Source organism: Kitasatospora sp. NPDC057500 (genome assembly GCF_042802195.1).
GTDB lineage: Bacteria > Actinomycetota > Actinomycetes > Streptomycetales > Streptomycetaceae > Kitasatospora.
This window is the reverse complement of record NZ_JBHVER010000074.1, coordinates 15964-33521: the sequence shown is the minus strand read 5'-3', so window position 1 is coordinate 33521 and position 17558 is coordinate 15964. Positions and strand designations below refer to the sequence as shown.

Here is a 17558-nt window from a genome sequence, read left to right as displayed (position 1 = left end):
GGCTCCGCCGCCCCGTGCGTGCTACAGGCCGGCGAATCCTTCCTCCAGGACCGTGAAGGTGCGGTCGACCAGGCCGGCGATGTCCTCGGCGCCGCCGGCCTCGGCCCACAGCAGCACGGCCTCGGCGGTGGCCGCGGTGAGCGCGGCGGCGGTGATCCGCATCGCGAAGGTGGGCTCCTGGACGCCGGCCCGCCGGGTCAGCACGGCGAGGTACAGGCGCTGCGGGGCGCCGGCGGCGTCGAGCATCCGGGAGCGCAGCGCGGGGACGTCCCCGACCAGCCGCATCCGGACGAGCAGTTCCTCGCGGTCCTCCTGCGGCAGGTTCCGGACCAGCTCGACGAGGGCCGTACGGCAGGAGCGCAGAAACGGTTCGTCGGAGGGCCTGGCGAGCAGCGCCTCGATCAGCGCCGGGTCGTACTCGTCGGTGAGGACGAGATCCTCCTTGGTGGCGAAGTACCGGAAGAAGGTGGAGGGGGAGACCTCGGCGGCGGCTGCGATCCGGTCCACCGTGGTGTTCTCGTACCCCTGCTCGGTGATCAGCCGGTACGCCTCGCGGCGGATGGTCCGGCGGGTCTTCAACTTCTTGCGCTCACGCAGCGACAGCGGCGCCTCCGGCATCGCCTGGATCGGGTCGCCCGGTCCCGCCGGAGGTGCCGTCGCCGGCCGCGTTGCGTTCATGTCTTCGATTATCCGTGATCCGTCGCCGGCATTGTGGTGGCCTCGGCGGTCCCAGTGGTCCCGGCGGTCCCGGCGGGCGAGCCGGCCGGTTCGACGGCGGGCATCCGCAGCGCGACCAGCACGGCCGACAGCGCCGCGATCGCCCCGGAGGACAGCAGCACCACGGTCATCCCGTGCACGTAGGCGCTGTGCGCGGAGGCGGCCAGCGCGGGGTCCCCGGCCGCGGCGGCGACCGCGTCCGCGGCGACCACCGAGCCGCCGGCCCGTGCGGCGGCCTCCGCCGGCAGCCCGCCGGTGTCCAGCGCGCCCCGGTAGGCGTTGGCGAGCAGGCTGCCGAAGACGGCGACCCCGATGGCCCCGCCGACCTGGCGGAAGGTCTGCAGCAGGCCGGCGCCGACGCCGGCCCGGGCGGGCGGCAGCGTGAGCAGGGCGGTGGCCTGCGCGGTGATGAGGGACAGGCCCATGCCGGCGCCGAGCAGGGTGAGCCAGACGGCGGCGAGGCCGTAGCCGTCGGACACCGACGTCCGGCCGCCGATGAGCAGGGCGAGGGCCAGCACGCCCAGCCCCAGCGAGACCACCGTGCGGGGACTGGTCCTGACGACCAGCCTGTCGCTGAGCCGGGCGGCCACCATCAGGCCGAGCATCATCGGCATCAGCCGCAGGCCGGTGCCGAGGGCGTCCGTGCCCTGGACGCTCTGGAAGTACAGCGGCAGCACGAAGAACGCGCCGAACAGGACCAGCGACACCAGCGTCGCGGCCACCGTCGACCAGCGGAATGCGGCGTCGGCGAGCAGCGACAGGTCGAGCATCGGGGCGGTCCGGCGCCGGCTGCGCAGGACCAGCAGGGTGAGCGCGACCAGCGCGCCGCCGACGGTGCCGAGCACCAGCGGGTCGCTCCAGCCGCGCTCGGGGCTCTCGATGATGCCGTAGGTGAGCGCGGCCAGCCCGCCGGCGCCGAGCAGGGTGGCGGGCACGTCGATCGGGGGCGCGGCGGGGTCGCGGGTCTCCGGCAGCAGGACGGCGCAGGCGGTGATGCCGATCGCCACCAGCGGCAGGTTGAGCGCGAAGATCGCGCCCCACCAGTAGTGCTGGAGGACGAAGCCGCCGAGCAGCGGGCCCAGCGGGGTGCCGACGGCCAGCGACGCGGCCAGGATCGCGGTGGCGCGCCGCTGCTCGCCGGTCGGGAAGAGGCCGGGGATCACCGCCATGGACATCGGCATCACCAGCGCCCCGGCCAGGCCCATCGCGGCGCGGGCGGCGATCAGGGTGGCAGGGCTGTCGGCCAGCATGCCGACCGCCGAGGCGAGGCCGAACAGGGCCAGGCCCAGCGTGAGGGTGAAGCGGCGGCCGAAGCGGTCGCCGATCAGCCCGGCCGGGAGCATCACGGCGGCGAAGACCACGGTGTAGGAGTCGACGATCCACTGCTGCTGCCCGGTGGTGGCCCCGAGCCGGGAGGCCAGGGTCGGCAGGGCCACGTTCAGGACCGTCATGTCGAGGCTGATCACCAGGACGCTCAGCGCGACCGCGACGAGCGCCAGCCAGCGCCGTGGGTCCGGGCCGGGCGGGACCGCCTGGTCGGTGGGCCGAGTGGGCACGGGAACCTCCGGAGACCTGGGAGGGGAGTCTCTGTCAAATGACAGTAACTCTCAAAAGGTGGCCACCGTCAATGTCCGGATGGTGTTGACATTTCGTCACTCTCCGTGATGTGTCCTGGAAGTGCGCGTTCCGCACGGGGAATTGACGCAACGTTGATCTGTCGTTCGCCGCTTTCCGGCAGTTGCGGGTGACTGTCGGTAGATACCATGTGGCCGTCGGTCAGTGCGGGCCGGTGCGTGCCGAGAGCGGAGAAGGGGTGGGGCGGCAGGGGCCGACCACGAGCCCGGCGCAGGAAGGGGAAGCCGTAATGGCCGTTCGGGAGTCGGGTGCCCAGATCTGGGGTGCCGCGGTGGTGGTGGGTTCGGCGCTGGCCGTGGTCGCGGCCTATCTGATCCACGGCGCCGTGCTGGTGCTGGTGGTCGCCGGGATCGAGGTGCTGCTGCTGATGGTGTACGTGGGGCGGCGCTGGCGGCTGCTCCGCCAGGCGCCCGAGCCGGACCGCCGGCCGGCGCCGCGCGGGCACCGGACGGCCGGCGGCACGGTGGACGCCGCGCACTGCGAGCGCTGCCGCCGGGCCCGGGAGGCGATCGACGCGCGGCGGGCCGGGGCGCCGGTCCGCGGCCGGCACCCCCACGAGCGCGTCGACCGGCCGCGGGAGCACCGGCACGACACGGCCTACGAGCGGGCGACGCATGAGCGGACGGTGCACGAGCGGGCCCATGAGCACCCGGTCCGGGAGTGGACGGCGGAACGGGCGGCCGTCCGGTCGCACGACCGGTCGACCGCCCGTCACGGGGCGCCGGGTTCAGCCGGCCGTGCTGTAGGCCACCAGTGACACCCCGACGTACTGCGTGATGAAGGCCCCGAGGGTGAAGGCGTGGAACACCTCGTGGAAGCCGAACCAGCGCGGTGAGGGGTCGGGCCGCTTGAGTCCGTACACCACGCCGCCGATGCTGTAGAGCACGCCGCCGACGATCATCAGCACCAGGACCGCGACGCCGCCGGTGCGCAGGAAGTCCGGCAGGAAGAACGCGGCGGCCCAGCCCAGCGCGAGGTACACCGGCGTGTAGAGCCAGCGCGGCGCGCCGACCCAGAAGACCCGGAAGGCTATCCCCGCCAGCGCACCGCCCCAGACCGCCCAGAGCAGCACCTGCCGGGCGGCGCCCTCCAGCAGCAGGATGGTGAACGGGGTGTAGGTCCCCGCGATGATCAGGAAGATGTTCGCGTGGTCCAGCCGGCGCAGGACCGCGTCGCCGCGCGGGCCCCAGTGGAAGCGGTGGTAGACCGCGCTGACCCCGAAGAGCAGCCACGCGCTGACGGAGTAGATCGCGCACGCGATCCTCGCGGGCCCCGGTTCGGCCAGGCAGATCAGCACGATCCCGGCGGCCACCGCGGCGGGGAACATTCCGGCGTGCAGCCAGCCGCGCCACTTGGGCTTGCTCTCGGCACGCTCCGTGCTCTCCAGGAGCTCAGCAGTCATGAGCGGCATGCTACCCGCTACCTACGGGTCCGTAGGTTACTGATTCGTAGGAAGTGGCGCTCATCACGACTTGGACGTTTTGGAGTATTGGAAGAGGGGTTGATCGGTCATCCGAGGTGCCGGATCCACCGTCCTACTGGCCAGTAATCATCCGTACTGTAGTAAAAGATGCGTCAACTCTGCCGTTGTGCCGCGATCCGGCCGGGGGTCCGGAGCTACGCTGCAAGCACCCTCAACCCCCGCTACGCCGTCTCCCCGCCGGGATGGCGTGAAACGGAGCGATCGTGTCGAACGAGAACTCGGCTGCTCTCAGCGCCGCGCCCACCCGCCACCAGCGCCTGCTGGCGTGGGTGAGCGAGATCGCGGAGCTCACCCAGCCGGACCGCGTCGAATGGTGCGACGGTTCCGAGGAGGAGTACCAGCGCCTCGCGGACCTGCTCGTCGCCCAGGGCACTTTCAAGAAGCTCAACGAGGAGAAGCGACCCAACTCCTACTACGCGGCCTCGGACCCGTCCGACGTGGCGCGCGTGGAGGACCGCACCTTCATCTGCTCCGAGCAGGAGAAGGACGCGGGCCCGACCAACCACTGGAAGGCTCCCGCCGAGATGCGCGAGATCTTCCAGGGCGAGCAGGGCCTGTTCCGCGGCGCCATGAAGGGCCGCACCATGTACGTCGTCCCGTTCTCGATGGGCCCGGTCGGCTCCCCGCTGGCCGCCTACGGCGTCGAGATCACCGACTCCGCCTACGTCGCCGTGTCGATGCGCGTGATGACCCGCATGGGCCGGGCCGTGCTCGACCAGCTCGGCGAGGACGGCGACTTCGTCAAGGCCGTGCACACCGTCGGCGCCCCGCTCGCCGAGGGCCGGGCGGACGTGCCGTGGCCGTGCAACAGCACCAAGTACATCTCGCACTTCCCGGAGGCCCGGGAGATCTGGTCCTTCGGCTCCGGCTACGGCGGCAACGCCCTGCTCGGCAAGAAGTGCTACGCGCTGCGCATCGCCTCGACCATGGCCCGCGACGAGGGCTGGCTGGCCGAGCACATGCTCATCCTGAAGCTCACCCCGCCGGCGGGCCCCGCGGGCGAGGCGGAGCCGAAGTACGTCGCGGCCGCCTTCCCCTCCGCCTGCGGCAAGACCAACCTGGCGATGCTCCAGCCCACCATCCCGGGCTGGAAGGTCGAGACGATCGGCGACGACATCGCCTGGATGCGCTTCGGCGCCGACGGCCGCCTGTACGCCATCAACCCCGAGGCGGGCTTCTTCGGCGTCGCCCCCGGCACCGGCGTGGACACCAACGCCAACGCGATCGACACCCTCTGGGGCAACACCGTCTTCACCAACGTCGCGCTCACCGACGACGGCGACGTCTGGTGGGAGGGCCTCACCGACGAGAAGCCGGCCCACCTGACCGACTGGCGCGGCAACGACTGGACCCCGGAGTCGGGGACCCCGGCCGCCCACCCGAACGCCCGCTTCGCCGTCCCGGCCGCGCAGTGCCCGACCATCGCCCCCGAGTGGGAGGACCCGGCGGGCGTGCCGATCTCGGCGATCCTGTTCGGCGGCCGCCGCGCCACCGCCGTCCCGCTGGTGACGGAGTCCTTCAACTGGCAGCACGGCGTCTTCCTCGGCGCCAACATCGCCTCCGAGAAGACCGCCGCCGCCGAGGGCACCGTCGGCGAGCTGCGCCGCGACCCGTTCGCGATGCTGCCGTTCTGCGGCTACAACATGGGCGACTACTTCGCCCACTGGCTGAAGGTCGGAGCCCAGGCGGACGCCGGCAAGCTGCCGAAGATCTACTACGTGAACTGGTTCCGCAAGAACGCCGACGGCAAGTTCGTCTGGCCGGGCTACGGCGAGAACAGCCGCGTGCTGAAGTGGGTCGTCGAGCGCCTGGACGGCGCCGGCGCGGGCGTCGAGACCCCGATCGGCGTGCTGCCGACCGTCGAGGGCTTCGACCTGGACGGCCTGGAGCTGTCGAAGGAGGACCTCGACCTGCTCTTCACCGTCGACGCCGACATCTGGCGCCAGGAGGCCGCGCTCGTCCCGGCCCACCTGGAGATGTTCGGTGACCACACGCCCGCGGCGCTGTGGGACGAGTACCGGGACCTGGTCGCCCGCCTCGGCTGAGCCTGAGCCTCAGCAGGAGCGGTAGAGAGGCCGGTGCGCTGCACGAACCGCGCACCGGCCGGCGACAGGACGGCCGGAGCCCCGGCGGACGATCTTTCCCCGACCAAGGAGATCGCCCGGACCGGGACTCCGGCCGTAGCGCTTTTCCGGGCCCTGGGGCGCGGGCCCCCTGCGGCGCGGGCCCCTGCGGCTACGGCTGGGTGTAGCCGCTCAGGAAGTCGCCGATCCGGGTGACCGCGTCGGTGATCTCCTCCGCGCGCGGCAGGGTGACCAGCCGGAAGTGGTCCGGCTCGGGCCAGTTGAAGCCGGTGCCCTGGACCAGCAGGATCCGCTCGGCCCGCAGCAGGTCGAGCACCATCCGGGCGTCGTCCTTGATCTTGAAGACCTTCGGGTCCAGCCGGGGGAAGGCGTAGAGCGCGCCCTTCGGCTTCACGCAGCTGACCCCGGGGATCTCGTTGAGCAGCCGGAACGCGGCGTCCCTGGACTCCAGCAGCCGGCCGCCGGGCAGGATCAGGTCCTTGACCGACTGCCGTCCGCCGAGCGCCGCGGCCACCGCGTGCTGGGCCGGCATGTTGGCGCACAGCCGCATCGAGGCGAGCACGGTCAGGCCCTCGACGTAGCTGCGGGCCCGGCTGCGGTCGCCGGAGAGCACCATCCAGCCGGAGCGGAAGCCCGCCACCCGGTAGGACTTGGACATGCCGTTGAAGGTGACGCAGAAGAGGTCCGGCGCCAGGGTGGCGAGCGGGACGTGCTCGGCGTCGTCGTAGAGGATCTTGTCGTAGATCTCGTCCGCGTAGATCACCAGCTGGTGCCGGCGGGCGATCCCGACCAGCCCCTCCAGCACCTCGCGCGGGTAGACCGCGCCGGTCGGGTTGTTGGGGTTGATCACCACCAGCGCCCTGGTCCGGTCGGTGACCTTGGCCTCGATGTCGGCGAGGTCCGGGTACCACTCGGACTGCTCGTCGCAGCGGTAGTGCACGGCGGTGCCGCCGGCCAGCGAGACGGACGCCGTCCACAGCGGGTAGTCCGGGGCCGGGACGAGCACCTCGTCGCCGTCGTCCAGCAGCGCGGTCATCGCCAGCTGGATCAGCTCGGAGACGCCGTTGCCGAGGAAGACGTCCTCGACCGTGAGGCCGTTCAGGCCGCGCTCCTCGTAGTGCATCACCACGGCGCGGCGCGCGGAGAGCAGGCCCTTGGAGTCCCCGTAGCCGTGCGCGTTGGAGAGGTTGCGCAGGATGTCCTGGAGGATCTCGGGCGGCGCCTCGAAGCCGAACAGGGCGGGATTGCCGGTGTTGAGCTTCAGGATGCGGTGGCCCTGCTCCTCCAGCCGCATCGCCTCGTCGAGCACCGGACCGCGGATGTCGTAGCAGACATTGGCGAGCTTGCTGGACTGGATGACCTGCATGCCTGCCTACTTTAGGGGCACGAACGGGCGGTCCGGCGCGTGTCGTGGGACACCCGCCGGGCCGCCCGGACACCGCCGTTCCGGGCCGCCTTCGATCAGGAGGCGCAGGCCGCGGCCGGCCTTCCGGATCGGCGGCCGGGCGCCCGGAACACTGCCGAAGGCGAGGAACCGCGGAGGGGCGCCGTCCGGAACGAGACGGACGGCACACTGGTGCCCGCGCCGGCCGCCGGCCACCGCGCGACGAGGACGGAGGGGGCGGAACGTGATCGTGAGCGCACTGGGAGCGGTACTGGCCGGACTGCTGGTGGCACCGGCGCTGCGCGGCCTGGTGGTGCGGTACGCCGTGCCGGAGGACGAACCGTGGTGCCTGGCCTGCCCGTCCTGCGGGCGGGGGCTGCGCGGGCTGCCGCCCACCGGGCGGTGTCCGGGCTGCCGGACCGGTCTCGGCCCCGGCCCCTGGTGGGTGGAGGCGGTCACCGCCGCCGCGGCCGCCGCCGCGCTCGCCGCCGCGCACCCGGCGGACGCGCTGCTGCTGCTCTGGCTGGCGGGGCCGGGCGTGGTGCTGGGCTTCATCGACGCCCGGGTGCACCGGCTGCCCTATCCGCTCACCTGGACGCTGGCGGCGGGCCTGGCGGTGCTGCTGACCGTGGTGCAGCTGGCCGAGGACGCCCCGGGAACGCTGCTGCGCTGCCTGCTGGTGGCGCTGGTCGCCGGGGTGCTGTTCGAAGTCCCGGTCCAGCTGGGTCTGGTGGGAGCGGGGGACACCGTGCTGGCGCTCGGCCTCGGCGCGCTGCTCGGCCGGTACGGCTGGCCGGCCGCCTTCGCGGGCCTGGCCGCCTTCGTGCTGCTGGCCGGGCTCTGGGCGGTCGGGGTGCTGCTGGCCGCCCTGGTGCGGCGCCGGCCGGTGCGCGGCCGGGAGCTGCCGCTGGGGCCGTTCATGCTGCTCGGCACCCTGCTGGCGGTGCTCGGCCACTCGTGAGGCCCCGCCGCCGCTGACGGGGGACGGCCGGGAAAGCGAACGGGCCCGCCGTACCGGTCAGGTACGACGGGCCCGCCGCCGACGCGCAGGCCCCACCCTCAAGGAGCGGCGCGCCGGGGGGAGTTACGGCATCTGGTGGACGTACGAGCCGACCGTGTTGGCGAAGGCGTTCCCGTTCACGGAGTCCCAGTTGGTGGACCAGGTCATCGCGCCGCGGATGGTCGGCCACTTGGCCGGCGGGACGAAGCTGCCACAGTTGTTGCCGGTGGCCAGGCAGTCCAGCGCGTTGTTGACGACGTTCGGCGAGACGTAGCCGCCGCCGGCGGCCTTGCTGGAGGCCGGGACACCGATGCCGACCTGGTCGGGCCGCAGACCGCCCTGGATGTGGGTGCAGATCTGCGCGGTGATGAAGTCGATGGTGCCCTGGGTGTAGACCTTGCCGTCGCAGCCGTTCATGCCGCCCGAGTTGTAGAACTGGGTGTTGACGACGGTCAGGATGTCCTTGGTCTTCAGCGCCAGCTGGAAGTAGGAGCCGGCGGTGGAGTACATCCCGATGGTCTCCGGGGCCATCGTCAGGATGAAGCTGGAGCCGACCTTGGCCTGGAGGGCGTGCAGCGCGTCGGCCAGGTAGTTCGGGTTGAGGCCGTTCTCCAGGTCCACGTCGAGGCCGTCGAAGCCGTAGTCCTTGATCACCGAGTAGGCGGTCTCGACGAAGGCGGACGCGGCGGCGGCGTCGTTGATGTGGATGGCGCCGTTCTGGCCGCCGATGGAGATGATGACCTTCTTGCCGGCCGCCTGCTTGGCCTTCACGTCGGCGCGGAACTGGGCGTCGGTGTAGCCGCCGAGGCCGGACGCGAGCTCCGGGTCCAGCTTGAAGGTGATGGCGCCGGGGCGGTTGGCGACGGCGTCGGCGAACGAGACCGCGATGATGTCGTACGCGCTCGAAACGTCGGACAGCTTCTGGAGGTTGTTGCCCTTGTTGTCGAAGTTGTGCCAGTAACCGGTGATGACGTGCTTCGGCAGGGCCGGGTTCGGGTTGCCGGTCGGCGTCACCGTGGGGGTCACCGTGGGCGTCACCGTCGGGGTCGGGGTGACCGTCCGGGTGGGGGTCGGCGTGACGGTCTGGGTCGGCGTGACGGTCGGCGTCACCGTGGGGGTGACGGTCGGGGTGGGGGTGACCGTCGCGGTCGGGCTCGGGGTGACGGGCCCGCCCGGGCCGCTCAGCACGACGTCGTCGGCGAGGAAGGCGCTCTGGCCGTACCAGCCGTGCAGGTAGACGGTGACGCTCTTGGCGCTCGCACCGGTGGTGAAGGTGGTGGAGAGCTGGTTCCAGCTGTTCTGGTTGGACCAGACGCTCGGGTCGGTGCCGCCGGTGCCGCGCGCGCCGAGGTAGGCGTACGGGCCCTGGACCCAGGCGCTCAGGGTGTAGCTGGTGTTGGGCAGCACGCTGATGGTCTGGGTGCACTCGGCGGTGTCCGCCGCGCCCGGGGTGGCCTGCAGCGCACCCGAGCCGGAGTGGACCGGCGTGGTGACGGCGCTCGCGGCGCCGGTGCAGACCCAGCCGCTCAGCGAGCCGTCGAAGCCGCCGTTGGCGACCAGGTTCCCGGCGGCCGCGTTGGCACCGCCGGCGAAGAGGGCGAGGCCGGATCCGGCCAGGGCGAGGGCGGTGGCGCCGGCGGCGAGGGCCGGAACGGGGCCGCGGCGGCGCTTGTGCGACACGGGCCGGTTCAGCGTACGGTCCATGGAGGTGCGCTCCTGTGGGGGAGGAGCGGCCGCCGCGGTGGGGGGCGCGGCGGCCGCGTGTGGGGGAGGGCATTGCGTCCGAAGTACTGCCTTGACGAGGGCGGGTCCGTTGTTCTGTTCCGCCCTGGGAACAAAAGCTGGACTAGACCATTGGTGGTCGTCAAGCATTGAACCGTCGGCTTACGGATTCCTTAAGGAATCGGAGACCGTTCCGTATCCGGCCGCCGGACGTTCCCCGGAGCGTCCCCGGGGCGCCGTGCGGGCGCGTTCCGGCCACCTCCGCCACGCCCGTCGCGACAGACTTCGTACAGGACCGTGACCCTCTCGCGACCTGCGGCTTTCCCTGCCGCCACGGCGCGGGAGTAGGCTGCGCGGGGGTTCTGAAGCACCCGGTGATGTGAGTACGGAGGGGCCGAAAAACCATGGGTCTGCGCGATGTCGTCGAACGCACGCCGGGTCTGCGCGTCCTGCTGAACGGGATGTACGGCCTCTACGGGCGCCGGGTCGAGGTGCACCTCGCCCGCACTCCGCGCCACATCGGCGTGATCCTCGACGGCAACCGCCGCTGGGCCCGTGCGACCGGCGGCTCCACCGCGTACGGCCACCAGCGCGGCGCCGACAAGATCAGCGAGTTCCTCGGCTGGTGCGACGAGACCCACGTCAAGGTCGTCACCCTGTGGATGCTCTCCACCGACAACCTCGACCGCCCGGCCGACGAGCTAGTCCCGCTGCTCGGCATCATCGAGGACGCCGTCACCAACCTCGCCGCCGCCCGCCGCTGGCGGATCAACCCGGTCGGCGCGCTGGACCTGCTGCCGCAGCACACCGCCGACGTCCTGAAGCGGGCCGCCGAGGAGACCGCCGGCATCGAGGGCATCACCGTCAACGTGGCCGTCGGCTACGGCGGCCGGCACGAGATCGCGGACGCCGTCCGCTCGCTGCTCCAGGAGCACGCCGGCCGGGGCACCTCGATCGAGGAGCTGGCCGGGATCCTGGACGTCGAGCACATCGCCGAGCACCTCTACACCAAGGGCCAGCCCGACCCCGACCTGGTCATCCGCACCTCGGGCGAGCAGCGGCTCTCCGGCTTCCTGCTCTGGCAGAGCGCGCACAGCGAGTTCTACTTCTGCGAGGCGTACTGGCCCGCCTTCCGCAAGGTCGACTTCCTGCGGGCGCTGCGCGCCTACGAGCAGCGCAACCGGCGGATGGGCCTCTGACGGAGGGCCGGCGCGTCCCGGGACACCGGGGCCGGTGCCCCGGGGGGCCGGGATTGACCACCGTAGGGGCTGGCCTACCCGGCTGCGGGGCGAGGCCAAACGTTCACCCGCAATGATCCGTCAGTTCTCCGGGGGCGCGAATGCACCGCCCCCCGCCTGGGAATACTCCGATCAGACCGGCCCCGAGGCCACCGGGGCAGCGGGGGCCGGCTTGCCGCGGATGACGCAGGGTCATCCGCCCTGGAGGCCTAGTGGTCAGTTCCAAGAGCCGCCGGACACCAGACCGGCGCACGTACGTTCTCGACACCAGTGTGCTCCTGGCGGACCCGCTCGCCATGACCCGTTTCGAGGAGCACGAGGTCGTCCTCCCCGTGGTCGTGGTCACCGAGCTGGAGGCCAAGCGGCACCACCCGGAGCTGGGGTATTTCGCCCGCCAGGCGCTGCGACTGCTCGACGACTACCGGATCCGGTACGGCCGCCTCGACGAGCCCATCCCGGTCGGCGAGCTCGGCGGCACCATCCGGGTCGAGCTCAACCACTCCGACCCGTCGATACTGCCGGCCGGCTACCGGGCGGGCGGCGGCGAGGCCGACACCCGGATCCTGGCGGTGGCCCGCAACCTCCAGGCCGAGGGGTACGACGTCACCGTCGTCTCCAAGGACCTCCCGCTGCGGATCAAGGCGTCCTCGGTCGGCCTGCTCGCCGAGGAGTACCGGGCCGAGCTGGCGATCACCTCCGGCTGGACGGGCATGTCCGAGCTGCACGTGCCCGCGGACGACGTGGACGCGCTGTTCGCGGCCGGCCACGACGCCGGGGTGGACGTCGAGGGCACCGCCGAGCTGCCGGTGCACACCGGACTCGTGCTCACCTCCGAGCGCGGCAAGGCGCTCGGCCGGGTCACCGGCGACGGCCGGGTGCGGCTGGTGCGCGGCGAGCGCGAGGCGTTCGGCCTGCGCGGGCGCAGCGCCGAGCAGCGGGTGGCGCTGGACCTGCTGCTGGACCCGGAGGTCGGGATCGTCTCGCTGGGCGGCCGGGCCGGTACCGGCAAGTCCGCGCTGGCGCTGTGCGCCGGGCTGGAGGCCGTCCTGGAGCGCCAGCAGCACCGCAAGGTGATGGTCTTCCGGCCGCTGTACGCGGTCGGCGGCCAGGAACTCGGCTACCTCCCGGGCTCCGAGACGGAGAAGATGAGCCCGTGGGCCCAGGCGGTCTTCGACACCCTCTCGGCGGTCACCACCCCGGACGTGATCGAGGAGGTCATCTCCCGGGGGATGCTGGAGGTCCTGCCGCTCACCCACATCCGCGGGCGTTCCCTGCACGACGCCTTCGTGATCGTGGACGAGGCGCAGTCGCTGGAGCGCAACGTCCTGCTGACGGTGCTGTCCCGGATCGGCCAGGGCTCGCGGGTGGTGCTCACCCACGACGTGGCGCAGCGGGACAACCTCCGGGTCGGCCGCTACGACGGCGTGGTGGCGGTGGTGGAGAAGCTGAAGGGGCATCCGCTCTTCGCGCACATCACGCTGACCCGCTCGGAGCGCTCGCCGATCGCGGCGCTGGTGACGGAGATGCTGGAGGACGTCAACCCGTGAGCCGTTGATATCCGGATCATCCGGACATCCGCGGACAAAGATGTCAATTCATGGCATGGGGCCCGTTCCTGACGGAGCGGGCCCCTTCCTTTCATCACATCGAGTGCTTTGTGTTCGACGAACGCCGGTTCGGTGAATGTGAGATCCGCCACGCAACAGGGAATTGCGTCGACAGGTCCCCTTGCGGCATGGTGAGGGTTCTGTCAGGCCCCGCGTACGGCATGGCAGGGCTTCCGGGAGACCGGGAGTCCGGCCCGGAAAGTCCGCCAACTCCGGTCGGTGGACGCACAATTGAAGACCGTGAGCCGTACGCCGCCCGATCACAACGCCCGGTCGCCTCACCTCGGCCGGACGCCGGGTCAGTCCCTCCCGTGACCAGCACGTACGGAGGGCAGCGCCAAGGGGCATGTTGCGCCCGTACGGTCACGCGTGGGCGATGCTGGAAGGAATCCATGTGACTCGGATCTCGGTCCGGGGAGTTGCTGTCGCCTCCGCCACCGCCGTCACCGCTGTCGGTGCCGTCGTGGGCATGGCCTCGGGCAGCGAGGGCAAGACGACGCAGACGGTCGACGTCGCCGGCGCGACCCTGCTTGCCGAAGTCCCCTCCGGCGCCCAGGCGCAGACCATCAGCGACAACATCGGCACGCAGGCATCCGCCCAGCAGGCCGCAGCCGACGCCGCCGCCAAGGCCGCCGCCGAGCAGAAGGCCGCCGAGGAGGCAGCCCGCCAGCAGGCCGCCGCCGAGGCCCAGGCCAAGGCCGACGCCGCGGCCAAGGCCGCCGCCGAGGCCGCCGCCAAGGCCGAGGCGGAGAAGGCCGCGAAGGCCGCCGAGGAGAAGCGCAAGGCCGACGAGGCCGCCGCGAACCGCTCCAAGGCCCGCTCGGCGATGGCCGCCACCGACAGCTCCGCCCCCGCCGTCTCGGTCGCTCCCGGTTCGGTGCAGGAGCTGGCCCGGCAGATCGTCGGCAATGACGCGCAGTTCCAGTGCTTCAGCCAGATCGTGAAGCGCGAGAGCGGCTGGAACTACACCGCCACCAACAAGAGCTCCGGCGCCTACGGCCTGGTCCAGGCACTGCCCGGCTCCAAGATGGCCTCGGCCGGCGCCGACTGGCGCACCAACCCGGCCACCCAGATCAAGTGGGGCCTGAACTACATGAACAGCCGCTACGGCAGCCCCTGCGGTGCCTGGTCGTTCTGGCAGTCGCACCACTGGTACTAGGAGCACCCGGTACCCGGAACTCCCGGTACCCGGAGCACCGCTGCGGCCCCGGTCACACTTGCCGTGACCGGGGCCGCGGCGTTCCCGGTTCACGGGCGGGCCGCGCCGCCCGGGCTGCGCTGACCAGTGCGCCCGCGGGCGGTGCGGTCCTGGGTGCGGACGCGGGGACGGGGAGGGGTCCTGGTGACTCCCCGCACCGGCCGGTCCGCCGACAGGCGGCTTCGGGTTCCCGCCCGACTCCTCCCCGCTGACCGGTGCCTGAAACCACCCGGGACGTGCGGGTTTGCCCCGGAATCGGCCCCGAAGAAGACGCACGGATCGCTCCGACGGGGCGGACTCACCGCCCGCCGTCCGGGTAGCGTCTTCCTGACGGCCGTGGCGGGACCCACGGCGTGCCGCCGCACCGGGCGGCTCCGGCGGGGAGAAGTGGTAGCGAGCATGGCGCGGGGCGGAAAGGCCTTCAAGGCCGTGGCCAAGGGCATGGCCGTGGTGGCGAGCGCGGCCGCCGTGATCGAACGGCGCCGGCGGGCCGCGATGGCGGCGGACTTCCACGAACCGCCGCTGCACCCGCTGCCCGCGCCCGCGGCCGAGCCACGTCCGGTCGAGCCGCTGCCGGTCGAGCCGCTGCCGGGACCGCGGACCGAGTCCGCCCCGCCGCCCGTCGTCCCGGCCCCCGCGTCCGCGCCGGTGCCCGACCCCGGCCCCGTTCCGCCCGTCGTCCCCTCCGCCTCCCCCTCCCACGGGCACTTCGGCCGGCCCGCCACCCCGGCCGAGGCGGTGCCGTGGGGCCTGCGGGTCGCCGCCGAGTCCACCTGGCGGCTGCTGCTGCTCGGCGCCGCGCTGTACGTCGTCTTCTACATCGTCGACATGCTGCGGCTGGTCGCCTTCGCGGTGCTCGCCTCGCTGCTGATCTCCGCGCTGCTGGAGCCCACCGTCTCCTGGCTGCGCCGCCACGGCGTCCCGCGCTCGCTGGCGGCCGGCGGGGTGTTCATGAGCGGCCTGGCCGGCATCGGGCTGGTCGGCTGGTTCGTGGTCTGGCAGGTGACCACCAACCTGGAGACCGTCACCAGCAAGGTCAAGGCCGGTGTCGACCAGCTGCGGGACTGGCTGATCACCGGGCCGCTGCACCTGACCGAGCAGCAGATCACCGACTTCGCCAACCAGATCACCAAGGCGATCAGCACCAACACCGAGCAGATCACCTCGGCCAGCCTCACCGGCGCGCAGATCGCCGTCGAGGTGCTGACCGCCGTCCTGCTCGCCTTCTTCACCACCTTCTTCTTCCTCTACGACGGCGAGCGGATCTGGAACTGGGCGCTGCGCGGTCTGCCCCGGCACTCCCGCTACGCGATGGCCGGGGCCGGCCCGAAGGCCTGGGCCACGCTCACCGCCTACGTCCGCGGCACCGTCTGCGTGGCCTTCATCGACGCGGTCTGCATCGGCATCGGCATCCAGCTGCTCGGCGTGCCGATGGCGCTGCCGCTCGCGGTGATCATCTTCCTGGGCGCCTTCGTCCCGCTGGTCGGCGCGCTGGTCACCGGAACGGTGGCGGTACTGATCGCGCTGGTCACCACGACGCCCTGGACTGCGCTGATGGTGCTGGTCGTGCTGATCGCCGTCCAGCAGATCGAGGGCCACGTCCTCCAGCCGCTGATCCTGGGCCGCGCCGTCCGGGTCCACCCGCTCGGCGTGGTCCTCGGCGTGGCCGCCGGCTCGATCATCGGCGGCATCGGCGGCGCCATCGTCGCCGTCCCCCTGATCGCCGTCACCAACACCGTGGTCACCCACCTCCGCCGCCGCAACGAGGCCGGCCAGGCCGTCTTCACCGCCCTCGAAGCCGCCCGCGAGGCCGCCGCCCGGCCGAACACCGGCTCCTGAAACGCCGACTCGCTCCTGAACACCGGCTCCTAGTACGGCCAGAGCCCCGGGGCGCCGACGGCCAGCCAGACGAACGAGACCGCGCACCCGGTCAGCGCGGCGAGGCCGGTGAGCGCGGTCCTGCCCGCGAGCGGTTCGTGGCGCGCGGGGGTCCGCCGGATCAGCAGGGGCGCCAGTGCGGTCGCCGCCGCAGGCGGGACCAGCGGCAGCAGGAGGACCCGGGCCGCGTCACCCGCGGTGGTCTCCCCGCCGGGCGCGACCGCCAGCACCAGGCCGGTGATCGCGACCCAGCCCGAGCAGACCAGGAGCACCACGGCCCACAGGCCGAAGGCCACCGGCACCCAGCCGTCCGCCGCCGCCCGCACCCGGTCCGTCCCCGCCATCGCAAGCTCCCCCCGGAGATGGTTCACCCTCCTTGGACGCCCGCCCCGGCGTCGCGGTTCCGGACAAGCGGACGGGCCCCTCACCGGGACTCGGGAGGAGTCCGGGGAGGGGCCCGTTCGGGGTGGTGCGGGTCAGGCGGTGACGGTCGCGAGGGCGGCCTCGGAGTCGAGGACACCGGCGACGGCCTGGAGAACGGCGGCGATCTTCATCGACGCCTGGACGACCTCGCGCTCGACGCCGGCCTTGCGCAGGACGGCCTCGTGCGAGTCGAGGCACTGGCCGCAGCCGTTGATCGCGGAGACCGCGAAGCACCAGAGCTCGAAGTCGATCTTCTCGACGCCCGGAGTGCCGATGATGTTCATCCGCAGACCGGCCCGCATGCTGCTGTACTCCTTGTCGGAGAGCAGGTGCAGCGTCCGGTAGTAGACGTTGTTCATCCCCATGATCGCGGCCGCGCCCTTGGCGGCGTTGTACGCCTCCGGGGAGAGGTTGGCCTTGGCCTCGGGCTCCAGCTCGCGCAGGACGGCGGGGCTGCGGGTGGCCATCGCGCAGGCGAGGACGGTGCCCCACAGCTGCTGGGCGGGGAGGTCGGAGTTGCCGATGACCGAGCCCAGGTTGAGCTTGAGGTCCTTGGCGTAGTCCGGGAGGGCGGACTTCAGGTCGTCGAGGGCCATGGGTCAGCCCGCCAGGAGGGCCTGGGCGTCGAGGGTGTCGTCACCCTTGTTCCAGTTGCAGGGGCACAGCTCGTCGGTCTGCAGGGCGTCGAGCACCCGCAGGACCTCCTTGGGGTTACGGCCGACGGAGCCGGCGGTCACCATGGCGAACTGGACCTCGTTGTTCGGGTCGATGATGAAGACGGCGCGCTGGGCGGTGCCGTCCGCGTTCTCGACGCCGCAGGCGCGCATCAGGTCGTGCTTGACGTCGGCCAGCATCGGGAACGGCAGGTCGTTCAGGTCCTTGTGGTCCTTGCGCCAGGCGTGGTGCACGAACTCCGAGTCGCCGGAGACGCCGAGGATCTGGGCGTCACGGTCGGCGAACTCCTCGTTCAGCTTGCCGAACGCGGCGATCTCGGTCGGACAGACGAAGGTGAAGTCCATCGGCCAGAAGAAGACGACCCGCCAGCCGTTCTGGCCCTCGGACGAGTAGTCCTTGAACTCCAGCTTGTCCGCGGACGGCCCTTCCACGCCCTTGAGGTTGTAGGCCGGGAACTGGTCACCAATAGTGAGCACGTTCGCTTCTCCTGAAGTGAGGTGAGGGGATTTTGTCC

General features: G+C 72.0%; 15 protein-coding genes. 7 read left to right on the top strand and 8 right to left on the bottom strand.

All coding sequences use genetic code 11. From position 1 onward, the window contains the following. Window positions 1-21: 21 nt before the first annotated feature. Window positions 22-678: a TetR family transcriptional regulator gene (locus ACFU74_RS17970; RefSeq protein WP_380757641.1), complete on the bottom strand. Its 657-nt coding sequence runs from the start codon at window positions 676-678 to the stop codon at window positions 22-24. A gap of 8 nt (window positions 679-686) precedes the next feature. After that, window positions 687-2273, bottom strand: coding sequence for an MFS transporter (locus ACFU74_RS17965; protein WP_380757639.1), 1587 nt, complete (start codon window positions 2271-2273; stop codon window positions 687-689). 308 nt (window positions 2274-2581) lie between these two features. Here ACFU74_RS17965 and ACFU74_RS17960 point away from each other — a divergent pair, with 308 nt between their 5' ends. Continuing rightward, window positions 2582-3109, top strand: coding sequence for a hypothetical protein (locus tag ACFU74_RS17960; RefSeq protein WP_380757637.1), 528 nt, complete (start codon window positions 2582-2584; stop codon window positions 3107-3109). Here the strand turns inward: ACFU74_RS17960 and ACFU74_RS17955 are convergent. Continuing rightward, complete coding sequence (locus ACFU74_RS17955; RefSeq protein WP_380757635.1) at window positions 3080-3754, bottom strand: hemolysin III family protein; 675 nt, start codon at window positions 3752-3754, stop codon at window positions 3080-3082. The two genes, ACFU74_RS17960 and ACFU74_RS17955, sit on opposite strands and share 30 nt — an antisense overlap. A gap of 284 nt (window positions 3755-4038) precedes the next feature. Here ACFU74_RS17955 and ACFU74_RS17950 point away from each other — a divergent pair, with 284 nt between their 5' ends. Further along, complete coding sequence (locus ACFU74_RS17950; protein WP_380757633.1) at window positions 4039-5880, top strand: phosphoenolpyruvate carboxykinase (GTP); 1842 nt, start codon at window positions 4039-4041, stop codon at window positions 5878-5880. A 190-nt stretch (window positions 5881-6070) separates the two neighbouring features. On the opposite strand, the gene ACFU74_RS17945 is transcribed toward ACFU74_RS17950, so the two are convergent. Further along, a complete protein-coding gene (locus ACFU74_RS17945; protein WP_380757631.1) occupies window positions 6071-7285 on the bottom strand; it encodes a pyridoxal phosphate-dependent aminotransferase in 1215 nt (404 codons plus the stop codon). Between the two features lie 268 nt (window positions 7286-7553). On the opposite strand from ACFU74_RS17945, the gene ACFU74_RS17940 reads away from it, so the two are divergent. Then, entirely contained in the window at window positions 7554-8264 is a 711-nt protein-coding gene (locus tag ACFU74_RS17940) for a prepilin peptidase (RefSeq protein WP_380757629.1), read from the top strand. Window positions 8265-8387: 123 nt separating this feature from the next. Here the strand turns inward: ACFU74_RS17940 and ACFU74_RS17935 are convergent, their stop codons facing one another. Then, window positions 8388-10007 carry a chitinase gene (locus ACFU74_RS17935; protein WP_380757627.1) on the bottom strand — a complete coding sequence of 540 codons (1620 nt, stop codon included), beginning with the start codon at window positions 10005-10007 and terminating at the stop codon, window positions 8388-8390. Between the two features lie 422 nt (window positions 10008-10429). Between ACFU74_RS17935 and ACFU74_RS17930 the strand changes: the two genes are divergently transcribed. From ACFU74_RS17930 to ACFU74_RS17915, 4 genes are all read left to right on the top strand, one after another. Next, window positions 10430-11224, top strand: a complete 795-nt coding sequence (locus tag ACFU74_RS17930) for an isoprenyl transferase (protein ID WP_380757626.1) — start codon at window positions 10430-10432, stop codon at window positions 11222-11224. Between the two features lie 251 nt (window positions 11225-11475). After that, window positions 11476-12810, top strand: a complete 1335-nt coding sequence (locus ACFU74_RS17925) for a PhoH family protein (RefSeq protein WP_380757624.1) — start codon at window positions 11476-11478, stop codon at window positions 12808-12810. A gap of 454 nt (window positions 12811-13264) precedes the next feature. Then, window positions 13265-14029, top strand: a complete 765-nt coding sequence (locus tag ACFU74_RS17920) for a transglycosylase SLT domain-containing protein (RefSeq protein WP_380757622.1) — start codon at window positions 13265-13267, stop codon at window positions 14027-14029. Window positions 14030-14467: 438 nt separating this feature from the next. Continuing rightward, entirely contained in the window at window positions 14468-15907 is a 1440-nt protein-coding gene (locus ACFU74_RS17915; protein ID WP_380757620.1) for an AI-2E family transporter, read from the top strand. A gap of 29 nt (window positions 15908-15936) precedes the next feature. On the opposite strand, the gene ACFU74_RS17910 is transcribed toward ACFU74_RS17915, so the two are convergent. From ACFU74_RS17910 to ACFU74_RS17900, 3 genes are all read right to left on the bottom strand, one after another. Beyond that, a complete protein-coding gene (locus ACFU74_RS17910; RefSeq protein WP_380757618.1) occupies window positions 15937-16290 on the bottom strand; it encodes a hypothetical protein in 354 nt (117 codons plus the stop codon). 132 nt (window positions 16291-16422) lie between these two features. Further along, window positions 16423-16965, bottom strand: coding sequence for an alkyl hydroperoxide reductase (locus tag ACFU74_RS17905; protein WP_350546953.1), 543 nt, complete (start codon window positions 16963-16965; stop codon window positions 16423-16425). Between the two features lie 3 nt (window positions 16966-16968). Further along, complete coding sequence (locus ACFU74_RS17900; protein WP_344324154.1) at window positions 16969-17520, bottom strand: peroxiredoxin; 552 nt, start codon at window positions 17518-17520, stop codon at window positions 16969-16971. Between the last annotated feature and the right edge of the window lie 38 nt (window positions 17521-17558).

Coding starts and splice junctions, on each gene's coding strand:
- ACFU74_RS17915 (WP_380757620.1), top strand. CDS start 14,468: ATGGCGCGGGGCGGAAAGGCCTTCAAGGCCGTGGCCAAGGGCATGGCC.
- ACFU74_RS17970 (WP_380757641.1), bottom strand. CDS start 678: ATGAACGCAACGCGGCCGGCGACGGCACCTCCGGCGGGACCGGGCGAC.
- ACFU74_RS17955 (WP_380757635.1), bottom strand. CDS start 3,754: ATGACTGCTGAGCTCCTGGAGAGCACGGAGCGTGCCGAGAGCAAGCCC.
- ACFU74_RS17905 (WP_350546953.1), bottom strand. CDS start 16,965: ATGGCCCTCGACGACCTGAAGTCCGCCCTCCCGGACTACGCCAAGGAC.
- ACFU74_RS17945 (WP_380757631.1), bottom strand. CDS start 7,285: ATGCAGGTCATCCAGTCCAGCAAGCTCGCCAATGTCTGCTACGACATC.
- ACFU74_RS17930 (WP_380757626.1), top strand. CDS start 10,430: ATGGGTCTGCGCGATGTCGTCGAACGCACGCCGGGTCTGCGCGTCCTG.
- ACFU74_RS17935 (WP_380757627.1), bottom strand. CDS start 10,007: ATGGACCGTACGCTGAACCGGCCCGTGTCGCACAAGCGCCGCCGCGGC.
- ACFU74_RS17960 (WP_380757637.1), top strand. CDS start 2,582: ATGGCCGTTCGGGAGTCGGGTGCCCAGATCTGGGGTGCCGCGGTGGTG.
- ACFU74_RS17910 (WP_380757618.1), bottom strand. CDS start 16,290: ATGGCGGGGACGGACCGGGTGCGGGCGGCGGCGGACGGCTGGGTGCCG.